The organism is uncultured Corynebacterium sp. (assembly GCF_902489365.1).
GTDB lineage: Bacteria > Actinomycetota > Actinomycetes > Mycobacteriales > Mycobacteriaceae > Corynebacterium.
This window is the reverse complement of sequence record NZ_CABTZR010000014.1, coordinates 1-13,009: the sequence shown is the minus strand read 5'-3', so window position 1 is coordinate 13,009 and position 13,009 is coordinate 1. Positions and strand designations below refer to the sequence as shown.

At 61.9% G+C, this 13,009-nt stretch carries 11 protein-coding genes and 1 tRNA gene; 6 read left to right on the top strand and 6 right to left on the bottom strand.

The features are described from left to right. Nucleotides 1–138 precede the first annotated feature (138 nt). The 6 genes from RDN59_RS03605 (at nucleotide 139) to RDN59_RS03580 (ending at nucleotide 6,913) form a co-directional block, all read left to right on the top strand. On the top strand, nucleotides 139–1,791 hold the full coding sequence (locus RDN59_RS03605; protein ID WP_308606648.1) for an L-lactate permease: 1,653 nt from the start codon (nucleotides 139–141) through the stop codon (nucleotides 1,789–1,791). A 287-nt stretch (nucleotides 1,792–2,078) separates the two neighbouring features. After that, a complete protein-coding gene (locus RDN59_RS03600) occupies nucleotides 2,079–2,864 on the top strand; it encodes a (Fe-S)-binding protein (RefSeq protein ID WP_308606647.1) in 786 nt (261 codons plus the stop codon). Then, nucleotides 2,864–4,369 (top strand): LutB/LldF family L-lactate oxidation iron-sulfur protein, encoded by a 1,506-nt coding sequence (locus RDN59_RS03595; protein WP_070684325.1) that lies wholly within the window; start codon nucleotides 2,864–2,866, stop codon nucleotides 4,367–4,369. Before RDN59_RS03600 ends, RDN59_RS03595 begins: the two co-directional genes overlap by 1 nt. Beyond that, nucleotides 4,366–4,995 (top strand): LUD domain-containing protein, encoded by a 630-nt coding sequence (locus RDN59_RS03590; RefSeq protein WP_308606646.1) that lies wholly within the window; start codon nucleotides 4,366–4,368, stop codon nucleotides 4,993–4,995. The genes RDN59_RS03595 and RDN59_RS03590 overlap by 4 nt, the downstream gene beginning before the upstream one ends. Nucleotides 4,996–5,099: 104 nt before the next feature. Then, entirely contained in the window at nucleotides 5,100–6,701 is a 1,602-nt protein-coding gene (locus RDN59_RS03585; RefSeq protein ID WP_308606645.1) for an alpha/beta fold hydrolase, read from the top strand. 138 nt (nucleotides 6,702–6,839) lie between these two features. Then, nucleotides 6,840–6,913, top strand: a tRNA-Arg gene (locus RDN59_RS03580). A gap of 227 nt (nucleotides 6,914–7,140) precedes the next feature. On the opposite strand, the gene RDN59_RS03575 is transcribed toward RDN59_RS03580, so the two are convergent. From RDN59_RS03575 to RDN59_RS03550, 6 genes are all read right to left on the bottom strand, one after another. Beyond that, a complete protein-coding gene (locus RDN59_RS03575; protein ID WP_308606644.1) occupies nucleotides 7,141–7,581 on the bottom strand; it encodes a hypothetical protein in 441 nt (146 codons plus the stop codon). Nucleotides 7,582–7,808: 227 nt separating this feature from the next. After that, the gene (locus RDN59_RS03570) at nucleotides 7,809–8,033 is read right to left on the bottom strand and encodes a hypothetical protein (protein WP_232745215.1); all 225 of its coding nucleotides are present in this window, start codon (nucleotides 8,031–8,033) and stop codon (nucleotides 7,809–7,811) included. 166 nt (nucleotides 8,034–8,199) lie between these two features. Beyond that, entirely contained in the window at nucleotides 8,200–8,493 is a 294-nt protein-coding gene (locus RDN59_RS03565; protein WP_308606642.1) for a molecular chaperone GrpE, read from the bottom strand. Nucleotides 8,494–8,557: 64 nt separating this feature from the next. Further along, nucleotides 8,558–9,067 (bottom strand): MarR family transcriptional regulator, encoded by a 510-nt coding sequence (locus RDN59_RS03560; RefSeq protein WP_308606641.1) that lies wholly within the window; start codon nucleotides 9,065–9,067, stop codon nucleotides 8,558–8,560. Between the two features lie 24 nt (nucleotides 9,068–9,091). Next, nucleotides 9,092–11,677, bottom strand: coding sequence for an AAA family ATPase (locus RDN59_RS03555; RefSeq protein ID WP_308606640.1), 2,586 nt, complete (start codon nucleotides 11,675–11,677; stop codon nucleotides 9,092–9,094). Between the two features lie 3 nt (nucleotides 11,678–11,680). Beyond that, on the bottom strand, nucleotides 11,681–12,805 hold the full coding sequence (locus tag RDN59_RS03550; protein ID WP_308606639.1) for a DNA repair exonuclease: 1,125 nt from the start codon (nucleotides 12,803–12,805) through the stop codon (nucleotides 11,681–11,683). Nucleotides 12,806–13,009: the final 204 nt, after the last annotated feature.

Here is a 13,009-nt window from a genome sequence, read left to right as displayed (position 1 = left end):
GCATGAGGTTCTACCCTAAAACTCGATATCTAAATCGATTTACCTTTCGCCACTCTCGCGCGGCCGAAACAGGTGGTGCCGCATTACAGGTGCCGTGCCTTTGGGCGTCGACGAGAGTCGACCTGAAAAGTGAGCGTTATGTCTACATTCACAATCACTACCGACGCCATCGCCGGCAACGTCGGGCTCACCGCACTGGTGTCCACACTGCCGCTCATCGCGTTCTTCATCATGCTCTTGGGCCTCAAGGCCCGGGCGCACACCTCGGGCGCGGTCGCGCTCGTGGTCGCGCTTCTCATCGCCGTCTTTGGCATGGGCATGCCGACGGGAATGGCGCTGTCCTCCGCGGTGCGCGGCGGGCTCTTTGGCCTCTTCCCCATCGTCTGGGTGATCATCACCGCCATCTGGTTCTACGAAGTCACCGTGGCCTCTGGCCGCTTTAATGACCTGCGCAAGACCTTCGACCTCTTGGGTGATGGCGATATCCGCATCCAGGCCATCCTCATCGCCTTCTGCTTCGGCGGCCTACTAGAAGCCCTGGCCGGCTTCGGCGCTCCGGTCGCGATTACGGCCACCATGATCCTGGCGCTGGGTGTCAAGCCCCTCAAGGCGGCCACCACCGTGCTCATTGCCAACACCGCACCCGTCGCCTTCGGCGCAGTGGGCATTCCGGTGACCACCGCCGGCTCCGTGGGCGGGCGCACCGCCGAGCAGACCGCTGACATCGCCGGGCTGATTTCCCTCCAGGTGCTGCTCATCGCGGCCGTCGTGCCCTTCTTCATCCTCTTCATCCTGGACGGCATGCGCGGCGTCAAGGAGGCTGGCCCCGCCGCGGCCGTTATCGGCGTCTCTTTCGCCATTGCGCAGTGGGCCGCGGCTAACTTCTTTGCTTACCAGCTCACCAACGTCGTGGCCTGCATCGTGTCCCTCGGCGCGGGCTTTATCTTCCTGCGCATGTGGAAGCCCAAGGGTGTCGACAGCCTGCGCGAGCGCATGGAGCTGCCCGCCCAGGATGAGGTCACGGATCTCAACGGCAGCCGCATCTGGATGGCACTTCTCCCCTATGCCGTGGTCACCGCGGTCTTCGCCATCGCCACCGCATGGCCGGCCATCTTCGGATTCCTCAAGATCGACGCTGCTTGGCCGCTTCTCGACGGCACCGTCTTCGACGCCGAAGGCCAAGCCATGGACACCGCGTTCAAGTTCAACGTATTGGGCAACCCAGGATCCCTGCTGCTGATTTCCGGCATCATCGTGGCCCTTATCTACATGTCCTTCAACGAGAACGGCCGCTACGAGCTGGCTGCCTCCGCGCCGCTGGCCAAGTTCGGCGAGGTTATCTCACGCATGAAGTTCTCCGCGCTGACCATCATCTTGGTCCTAGCACTGGCCTACACCATGAACTACTCCGGACAAACCATCTCTATCGGCCAGTTCGTGGCGTCCGTCGGCGGCATCTTCGCGCTCTTCTCCCCTGTCTTGGGCTGGATTGGCACCGCCGTCACCGGATCCGATACCTCCGCCAACGCGCTCTTTGCCAACCTGCAAGTCACCGCCGCCGAGCGTATCGGCGTCAACCCGGACCTCATGTTGGCTGCCAATACCTCTGGTGGCGTTGTGGGCAAGATGATTTCCCCGCAGTCGCTGGCCATCGCCGCCACCGCGGTTCAGATGGAGGGCGAGGAATCACGCATCTTCAAGGCAGTCGTCGGCTACTCCGTGGCCTTCCTTGCTGTCGTGTGCATCATCGTCTTCCTTATGAGCAACGTGCTGGGATTCCTCGTTCCTTAATTCCCCTTCCCGTTTGCTCAGTCCAAACGGTCCCTGCCTCTAGACCCTAGCCGCCGTGTGTGCATTAATCGCAGCACGGCGGCTGTTGTTTTACATCACTGCACGTGAGAATTTCACAACATTAGTGTTGCGTTAAAGGCCCAGGTAGGGCGGCTATTCTGCCTCGATATTCTTGATTTTGCACGCTAAACTTGAAGACAAACCTATAAGGCACATGTCTACCGTGTCCGCCCCTCGGCTTCGAGGGATACAGTCGGGCGCGCAGGGCAGAAAAGGAGCACACGCTAATGCGAATAGCATTGTTTTCCACCTGCATCGGTGATTCCCTCTTCCCCGATGCGCACAAGGCCACGGCCCTCATTCTCTCCCGCTTAGGACATGAGGTGGTCTTCCCGGAGCAGCAGACCTGCTGCGGCCAGATGCACATCAACACCGGCTACCAGGAGCAGACCTTGGGCATGATCCGCACTTACGCGGATGCCTTTGCAGATCCGTCCATTGATTACGTCGTCTCCGCCTCCGGCTCCTGTGTGGGCGCCGTGCGTGAGCAGCACGAGATGATCGCCGACCGCTTCGGCACCTCCGCCGATGTGGACGGCGCCAAGAAGGCTGCCGGCAAAACTTTGGACTTGCCGGAGTTTCTTGTCGACGTCGCCGGTGTCACCAACGTCGGAGCCTTCTTCCCCCACCGCGTGACCTACCACCCCTCCTGCCACGGCCTGCGCTTCCTCAAGTTGGGTGACCGCCCGTACCAGCTTCTTAAGGAGGTCGAAGGAATCGACCTCGTCCAACTGCCTAATGCTGAGGAATGCTGTGGTTTCGGCGGTACCTTCGCCCTCAAGAACGCTGAGGTTTCTGCAGCGATGGTCGGTGACAAGACCCGCCACGTGCGTGAAACCGATGCCGAATACGTCACCGGCGGTGACTCTTCCTGTCTCATGAACATTGGTGGCGCTCTGGCTCGCCAGCGCTCCGGCGTTCGCGCTATCCACTTGGCGGAAATTCTCGCCTCCACCAAGGAACACCCGTGGACTCCCACCTCCGCGGCCTACTCCAAGGAGAAGATGCTCTAATGACTTCCTTCCTCGACACCACCCCTCCCCGCGCCCCCGAAGGCTACGGCAACCTGCGCGGTTCTAAGGCGTTCGTGCCGCTGGCACACGTTGGCCTTAACAACGCCACCCAGCGCCGCAACCTGCACCACGCCACCACCACCATTCGCAACAAGCGCCAGCACGCCGTGGAGGAAACCCCGGACTGGGAGCAGCTGCGTGACGCCGGTTCCGCTCTCAAGGATGACGTTGCTGTTCGCATGGGCGAACTGCTAGTCCAGTTCGAAGAGCAGGTAACCAAGCGCGGCGGCATTGTCCACTGGGCACGCGATGCCAAAGAGGCCAACAAGATCATCGAGGGCCTTATCCGCGAAACCGGTGAGACCGACGTGGTCAAGATCAAGTCCATGGCCACCCAGGAGATCGCGCTCAACGAGCACCTGGAAGAAGTCGGCATCCACGCCCAGGAAACCGACCTGGCGGAGCTCATCGTCCAGTTGGGCGAGGATAAGCCTTCCCATATCCTGGTCCCGGCCATCCACCGCAACCGCGCGGAGATTCGGGACATCTTTGTCAACAAGATGCCGAACACCGATGACTCCCTCAAGGCCGAGCCGGCGGAGTTGGCTGAGGCCTCCCGCAGCTTCCTGCGCGAGCAGTTCATGAAGGCTAAGGTCGCTATCTCTGGCGCTAACTTTGGTGTGGCTGAAACCGGCACCATCAACATCGTGGAATCCGAGGGCAACGGCCGCATGTGCCTGACCCTGCCGGAGACACTCATTACCGTGATGGGCATTGAGAAGCTGGTCCCGACCTTCCAGGACCTCGAAGTCTTCCTGCAGCTGCTGCCGCGCTCCTCCACCGCCGAGCGCATGAACCCGTACACCTCCATGTGGTCTGGTGTGACCGAGGGCGACGGCCCGCAGAACTTCCACATCGTGCTTTTGGACAATGGCCGCACCGCAGCCCTGTCCTCCCCCAAGGGCCACGAAGCACTCAAGTGCATTCGCTGTTCTGCTTGCCTGAACGTCTGCCCGGTTTACGAGCGCGCCGGCGGACACGCCTATGGCTCGGTCTACCCCGGCCCGATTGGCATCTCCCTGACGCCGCAGTTGACTGGTATGAAGGACCACAACGATCCGTCGGCAAGCTTGCCCTATGCCTGCTCCCTGTGTGGCCGTTGCGACGAGGTGTGCCCGGTGCGCATCCCGCTCTCCCAAGTCATTCTGGAGAACCGCTACCAGAAGGTCACCAACGCCACCCCGCCGGTGGAGGAAAAGCTCTTCCAGGTAGTTGAGTTGGTGTGGAAGAACCCGAAGATCTGGAACCAGATCACCCACATGGTGGCGCTCGGCCGCGTCCTCGGTGGTTTCAACGGGGTCATCGACAAGCTGCCACTGTTTATGTCCGGTTGGTCCGAAGTACGCGATACCGCCGTTCCGCCGAAGAAGTCCTTCCGCCAATGGTTCAACTCTGACGAAGCTCAAGAACTCCTCGCCCAAGCCAAGAAGGAGGGCATCAAGTGACCACCGCCAAAGAGGAAATCCTCAACCGCATTGCCGCCGCCCAAAAGCAGGCCGGTTTGCCGGACCACGTAGACATTCCGCGCGAGTACCAGAAAGAAGGCACGCTCAACGAAGATGAGCTGCGTGAGATGCTGGTAGGCCGCCTTGAGGACTACAAGGCTGACGTGCACATCACTGATGAGTCCGGGCTGAACTCCACGCTCGTGGACATCCTCAAGGAGCGCGGCTGCTCGAACGTCGTCTACGCACCCGGCATGGACGCAGGGCTGCTCGACGGGTTCGAGGGCACCATTACCCCGGATGACAATGCCAAGGATCCGCGCGAGCTCGACGCCGTCGACGCCGTGGTGACCGAATCCCACGTCACCTCCGCCCAGACCGGCACCATCGTGCTCGAGTCCAATGAAACCTGCGGCCGCCGCGCACTGACCTTGGTGCCGGACCGTCACGTGTGCATCGTGCGCAAGGACCAGATTGTCTACGGCGTCCCAGAAATGGTCTCCCGCATCAACCCTGAGCGCCCGGCAACGTGGATCTCTGGCCCTTCCGCAACCTCGGATATTGAGCTCTCCCGTGTGGAGGGTGTCCACGGCCCACGCGATCTCATTGTGGTGATTGTTAAGTAATGTGACGTTCGGGGGCACCCGCCCCTTGTGAGCACTCTGCTCACATCACCCCCGGCGCATAGGATAAGGCACGTACTTATTAACGATTTTAGGAGCCTTATTCTATGCGTCTTTCTCGCGTTTTAGGCTCGGTGCTGGGGCCCGTAGCTGTTGCTGCCGGCCTGGTTGCCGCGCCCGCTGTTGCTCACGCCGATCAACCCACCATCAACTGGGGCGCGTGCCCGGAAGGGGTCACCGAAGAGCGCGCTGAGTGCGGGCACGTGACCGTTCCGACCTATCACGATGCCCCGGAGAAAGGCACCGTCGACGTCGGCCTCATCCGCCTCAAAGCCACCGGAAACCGACAGGGCACCCTGTTTACCAACCCGGGTGGCCCGGGCGGTGACGCGTATAGCTGGGTGAGCTTCGCCGCGTGGCCGGAGGAAGTCAAACAGAGCTACGACATCATCGGTGTGCAGCCTCGTGGCCTGCGCGAGTCGGGAGAGGTAAACTGCACGGCCAGTCAGCTGGGCGCCAATCCCCTTGCGGAGATCACGCAGATCGGCGCGATTACCCGCAATGACTGCGAGAAGAACACCCCTGGCTACACCGACTCCCTGACGACGGAAAACACCGCAAAGGACTGGGAGGTTGTCCGCCAGGCACTCGGCGAGGAGAAAATCAACATCGCCGGTCTCTCCTACGGCACCTTCCTGGGCTCCACCTACGCCACGCTCTACCCACAGCACACCGACAAGGTCGTGCTGGATTCCGGTATGAATCCGAAGATGGCGTGGAACCAGATCTTCGCCTCCCAGCAGGCAGGCTACGAGAATGCGCTGCATGACTTCTTTGCGTACGTGGCTAAGAATGACGACACCTACCACGCCGGAAAGACCCCGCTGAAGGCCTACGAGCGCTGGTCCCAGATTGTTGCCGCCGAGGCAGGCGTGCGCCCCACCGTGCTTCCACCGAACGCCCAGATTGGTGACCTGCCCCCAGGACTGGAGTTCGCCGGCCAGCCAGGCGCCAACATTATGACTGCTACCGGTGAGCTGCGTGTGCAGGCGGAGCACCTCGCCGGCAAGGTACGCAACCCACAGGCTGTCCAAGTTGCCTCGCCGACGCTGTCCGCGACCCGTGAGCTTCTCCCCCGCCCAGAGTCCTGGGACACGCTGGCTAAGCACATCGGCGGCATCGAGCCAATCAACTTTGAGGAGCAAGCTGCACAGCAGCAGGCCCAGCAGGATCCGCAGCAGGCTCAGCAGGACGTTCTCAATGCGGTGAGCATGCAAAACATCATCATGTGCAATGAGAACACCGCGCCGACGGATCCTACCCTCATTCCGGCGTTCCTCTGGTCGAACTACGTCACGATTGACCCCTTCACGCTGTTCAACTCGATGTACGCCTCCGGTGCAGGGTGCGGTGGCCGCGCACCGGTCAATACTCCAATTGCCGTCTCCGGCCAGAACCTGCAGACCAAGCCGCTGCAGCTTCAGTCCACTGGTGATCCGCAGACCCCGTATGCCTTCTACCGCGGCCTCTCGGATCCAATGCAATCCCGCGTGGTGACCGTCCACGGCCCGGGCCACGGCCACTTCGCGATGGGCAACAAGGCCGTCGACCAGATCGTGGTTGATTACCTGCGCACCGGTGAGGTCCACACCGCGGATGCGCCGGGCTTCTTTGACCAGCCCCAGGCACAGGAGCAGCCTGCCCAGTAACACAGGCTCCGGGAAACAACGAGGCAGCGGCTCCCCTAGCCGCTGCCTCCTCCCATCACACCCCCATCGGCGTGAGGCCAATTACTGCGCTTCAGTCTTTATAGGCTAGAATCGCATCGTTGGCATTTCGCCAGCAATGCCCTTGTAGCTCAGCGGATTAGAGCATCGGTTTCCGGTACCGAAGGTCGCAGGTTCGATCCCTGTCAGGGGCACTGTCAGGGGCACTTTGTCAGGGGCACTTTTTCATGCCCACAACTCTCTCCCATCCGGCCGCACCCCGGCCCTCATTTTCAACGATGCCACGAGTGCGGGAAAGCCTTTCGCTCTCTGCATTCCCCCAGACCTGAAACCCGCAACCTGCAGGTGGGCGTCGTCAAGCGCTCTGCGGCACCCAGCCACTCACTTGGAGGTTTCGGGATCGAGGTCTGGGGATATGGAACTAGCGCAAGCGCGCCTTAATATCCGCAACCACTTCTTCCGGATCTTTCGCCGAAGCGATAAAAGAACTTCTGCCCAGCTCGATACGCACGGTCGGCCCAGAAACGATGTAGGCCGGTGCGCCGTCGACAACACGCGGGCCCGCGCCTTCCTTGAGCCCAGTCTCAGGCCCGACGCTGGCACCGGTGATATCGCTGAGTGGAATTCTCTTCCTGAAGATACCCAGGACGGAAACCACAACGGCATCGTCACTCACGCCGATTTTCACCCGCATCATGATGCAAGCCACGGTTGCAACGATAACTAGGGCGCCAAACAGGATGGCCGCCCACGTGGAATCGATCATTGTGGGCACTACCGCTGCCACGACGGCAAGGCCAACGATGATTCCGGACCACAGGAGCGGGCCATTGAGATAGCGAACGTAGATGCGAGAGTCCATGCCGTTCACACTATCGGACGAATACTCCCTTCGCGCTCACCGGGAGAGCGCGCGGCAGCCGGTTAAGGCCCACGGTGAGCGCGAAGAGCGAAGGCGAGGAATGAGTGAGCGCGAAGGGCGGCAGTAAAAACCTGGACGGGTGAGAAAGGCAAAGCCCCAGCAGGCAATTCTGCTGGGGCTCAAAGTCAAGCTACTCCCCGCTGGCCGGCAGCGTGGGGCGAACCAGGCTACTGGGTGATGTGCTGGTTGACGATGGGCTGCGTGATATCCAGAGTGCCGTGCTCGACGTAGTACATGCCGAACATCAAAGCACCAAGCATCACCACGGAGAGAAGCATGGAGGGAATCCACTCAACGAAGACGGAAACCCAGCCATCAGCCTTGTCACGGGCAGCTGCTTCGCGCTGCTCCTGAGCCAAATCGCGCTCGACGATCATGTTTAGTCCTTTCACTTAGCTCCCCTAGCCAGACTGCATTCTCATTGAATGCCTTCTCTTCACTGCACGGGGGATGCTCGCCCATTAACACAGAGTATCTTAGCAGTTTATGCAGAGCTGACCGTAGTTAAACGCAGATATTTCAGAGCGCATCCGCCTTTAGTTTGACGCCGACTGTGGGCTAGACCCCAGGGTCTTCATTGTTGTTGAGCGCTTCGACAAAGTCCTCACGGTCCTGGAGCATGCGCTCGATGTCCTTCTCCGCGCCGATAATCCACAACTGGGAGGCATCATCGAAGGTCAGAGCCCCCTCCGGGTGCTGCTCGAGGACTGTCTCAAGCGCGGCGGCTTGCTCCTCGCTGAGCTCTTCCAAGTCCTCGACGGGGCCTACGTGAGCGCTGAGTTCCTTCAGCGGAGTGATGCCGTATGTGGTGTACTGGCGCTTTGGGTGCTCGAACAGTTCTTGTCCCATCATGATGTGGACAGGTCACCTCCTAGTGCATAAACGGACGGGACCCACTGTACCCCGGTGGGCGCAGCTAGTGGTCACGAGTGCCTAGGCGCTCGTCCGGCACGAAGCCGTCATAGCCCGGAAGGTTTTTCTCCGAGAGCACGCCTTCACAAAAGCGCAGAAGCGCCGGAACATCGGCGGGATCCAGATGGTCAAAGACCATGCGGCGCACGGACTCGACGTGCTCAGGAACTGCCGCCTCCAGGCGTTCCCGGCCGGCCCTAGTCATGACGACCTCCACGCCGCGGGCATCGCCTGCGCACTTTTCTTTGCGTACGAGTCCACGCTTTTCCATGCGAGTGATCTGGTGGGAAGCGCGGGAGCGATCCCACTCCAATTCCGAGCACAACTCGCGCAGGCGCAGGGTGTGCTCGGGCGCCTCCGAAAGCGAAACGAGCACCGAAAACTCGGCCGCCGAGATATCGCTGCAGGATAAGAGGGTTTCCTCCATGCCGCGATTAATCTTGCGAATGCTCGCCAAAAGCTGGCGCCACAGCTCCTGCTCGCTGCCGGTGAGCCATCGAATATCCGCTGTCATGGAACTTACCCTACACTCTGGCTGTTAAGCGCTCCTAAGTCTCTCCATGTCCAGGTCTATGCGCCCGGGTACCCAGGAATAGCGCTGCGGCATACAGGTGAGCACGATGACCTGTGTTGTCTTCCCTGCCTTTGTAAACAGCGCAGCCATGAGCTGGAGGCGCTGCGAGTCGGTGGAGCCCAGCGCGTCATCGATAACGACAGGAACCGGTTCACTCGACACCAGCTGAGCGATGGCGAAGCGCGTCAGGATGCTCAGCTGCTCCTTGGCGCCGCCGGAAAGCGCATCGAAGGCCACGGTTTCGCCATTGCGGCTGCGAGCCTGCACCTTGAGCTCCTCGGAGAGCTCAAAGTCCACGTCACCGCCGAACACGGTGCGGGCTAGGCCGTTGAGCGCGGTGACGAACGGTGCGGCATAACGCTGACGGGCGGCATCGCGGTGGCGCAGCATGAGCGTGCGCAGGTAGCGCGCGGCCTCCGCGCGGCGCTGGATGGCAGCGTGGCGCTCACGAGCAACGTCCAGTTCGGCAGCGGCCTTCTCCTCGTTTTCGGCTGCGCCCGAGTACATATCGATAAGCCCGCGGAACTCACGCATATCCCCCACCGCCTCATTGACCGCTGCCTTCAGGGAATCAACGTGCGTGTGGGCTCCCCGCGCCAACTGCTCCGCGGTGTCGACATCGACGGCAGACATCTCCTCCAGCGCTTTCTTCTCTTTCGCCAGCTCAGTCCCTGCTGTCTCAATCGCGGCGGTCACCTCGGCATCACTGAGCTGGGCACGCGCCGACTCCACTGCCGTGGCCTTGGCATAGCGCTGCGCGGTGGCGTCCTCCGCACGGACCACCGCCACCTCCAGTGCGGCGCCCGCCTTGTTTTCGCGGTAAGGACCCAAGGCGCGATCAAGCTCATCCAGCTTCCTGCGCAGCTCCTCTTCTTCCTGCTCCACGACGTCGAGCTCCCGCGGCGTCGCGTCGTCCTCAGTAGTCCCGCCGGCCCCCTCGGCGTCCTCAGCATCGGCCGCGCCCGCCTCAAAGCGAGCACGCAAATCACCGAGGTCCTCCCCGCCCAGGGCCGCGGCGAGTTCGCGGGCCGCGGTATCGACAGCGGATGCTAGCTCTACGTGTTTTTCGTGGGTGGCACGGGCGGACTCAAGGTCCTCGCACCCGGCGTCCTCCAGCAGACGTGCGAGCTCAGCGCGAGCCTTCTCCACGCCTTCCTCACCACTATCGCCCGCGCCGGCTGCATAGCGGGCGGTGATGTCACCGATCTTCAGCGCGGTGCCCTCGTGCAGTTCAACTACCAGTTCTTGACCGCTCTCCAGCGCACGCTGTTCGCCATCGACGCTAAAAGAACCCTCGCCGGAAAAATAAAGCTTGGCCGCCGCGGCCGCCCGTAGGCGCTCTTGGATGGTGACCTCGCGGACCGCGTCCTCTAAGGCCTGAAGGTTCGGTACGTCGGGAGTCGCCGCCAGCTCACGGCGGCGGGCCGCCAGAGTCTCTTCCAGCTTGTTCAGTGTGTCGAGTCGGGTGCCCAGGGCCTCACGTTCAGCGCGCTGCTGCGCGCGGCGGGCGCGCTGGCGCTCCTCGCGCACGGCCTCATAGCGCTTGTGGACCTCGGCACGCTCTTCCTCTAGTTTCGTGCGGGCGGCGGCTTCTTCCTCGGCGCGCTCGCGGGCTTGAATAACCGCAGCGGCGGCACGTTGAGCGGCGTCAACAGCTGCGGCATGCTCAGCAACCACAGCTTTACGGCGCTGCGCTTCCTCCTCCGCGCGCGTCACGGCCTCCGCTGCCCGAGTCACCGCCGCCTCCTGCGCGGTGACCTTCTCCTGGGCGGCCCGAGCAGCGAGCAGCTCACCATCACGGCGCTCGCATTCTTCCGCGGCCGCCGGCAGAGCGGCTTCAGCCTCCTTCTTCTTCAGCTCGGCGGCTTCATAGCGCTCCACCACGCCGTCGAGCTCCCGCAGCGAGGCCTCGGCGGCAGCGTGCTTCTCCTCAGCATCCGCTAGCGCGGCGATGGCGAACTTATAGTCTCCTGCCGGCTTATCTGTCTTCGCGGTGAAATACTCCTTGTACTCCGCCTCGATGCGTGTGAGCAGTTCAGACTCTTCCGCCACGGCGTTCGCCCCGGTCTGCTCCTCTAGTGCCGCAGTAAGGGAAGGAATGCCCACTGCGGCAATGCCCTCGTGGCTATCGTCTTGGCGGATAAAGAGGGCGTCGACAAGCGCGCGGTCCATATGCTCACTGAGGATGCGCTCCAGCTCCCCATCCGCTTCCGCACCAGTCCACTGGCCGGCGCGCGGGGAGAACACATGCAGCTCCGAGGTGCGCTTCTTCACCCACCGCTTGCGAATGCGGAAGCGGTGGGGCCCCACGGTGGCCTCCAGCGTGACCTCGGGCCCCACATCGCGGCCGGCAGGCTGCAGCGCCCTCACCGCCTTAGAGTTGGCCGTGTGTTTTTGCGTCAGCACAAAATCAATAGACTCCACCAATGTGGATTTGCCAGCCTCGTTCGGCCCGCCGATAACCACCACACCCGTTTCTGGAAGGTCCTTGACCTCGAGGTGATCCACGCCCCGGACGTTGTTCAGTTCAACAGAATGCAGCTGCATCATGGTTTAGGCTCCCTTCGCGCTGAGGCGGAATAGCAGGTTGGCGGCGTCGCGGGCGGTGGGATTATCTAGATCCTCGAGCAGCTCCGCTAGCGCATCGGCGGCATAGCCACTCAAGCTCAGTTTGCTGAGCTCTTCTTCTGAGGGCGCCAGATGCAGGTCCATGGTCCTCTCGCGCGGCTTGAGGGAGGCAAAGACCTCCTCCATCTCCTCCAGGCCCTGCTCCAGACGGGCCTGCGCGCTCAAGCCCACGGTGCCGCACAAGCTGTACTTGACCGCGGTACGAATCTTCTCCGGAACGGCTTCGAGCTCCGCCAGAAACGCTTCGACCTCCTCCAGTGAGTTAACGTCAGCATCAATCGCCCGGAAGTCCCAGCGGCCAACGCGATGCTTGACGACGTCCACCCGCTCCCCCTCAACGGTCACCACCAAAGCATTGCCCGAATCGCGCTCCCTATCGTCGAAGGCCGTGGTCTCCGGGCTGCCCGAGAACCACACCTTGCCGGAGCGGCCCAAAGATTCGGTGGAGTGCGTATCCCCCAGCGCCAAGTAATCGATAACGCCCTTATCCAGGCACTCTTCCACGAAGGCAAGGTCGATCATATCCGCATCCGAATCCTCGCCCTCGCCCGCGCGGGATTCCACCTGACCGTGGCCCACCGCGATGCGAACCGCGCCCTCCTCGGCAGGCTCTAAAGGCTCCAGCGCACGGCGCACGAGGTCATAATTAGCCCGCTTGGACAGGTAAGGGGCACCAACGATTTCCACGCCTGGGCGCACCTTAATCGGCTCCGAATCAGCGATCACGTGCACGTTATCCGCAAAGGAGTTGAAGAAGATGGAATCCGCCACCAACGGATCATGGTTGCCGGGCAACAAGTAGACCGGAACCGGCAGGCGCTTGAACATGTCCTTTGCGCGCAGCAGCGTGGACCTGCTCAAGGAGTTGTGTTCAAACACGTCACCGGCCACGACGATGAACTCGGCACCTGTCTCGGTGGCCAACTCCCCCAGCCGCAGCACCGCTGCCTCGCGGTCATCATCAAAACGCGACTGCGCCGCGGGACCTAAAAACCAGCGGGTCATGCCCAGCTGGAAATCGGAGGTGTGAATGAACGTGACCGCGGCCATGCAAACTCCCTACAACGTGGTCCGGGGCGGGACGTGTGAGCCCCACCCCTAAAAGGTGGCAATGTCTAGTGCGTCAGATGATAGTAAAGGTCCTCGACATCGGAGACCGCCCGAAGCAAATCTATGTTCGTATGCCGTATTGTGCTTGTGGAATTGCGCACCAATTCCGGCTCGGAGCCAGCCACCGCAGGAGCAGTCTCCGGG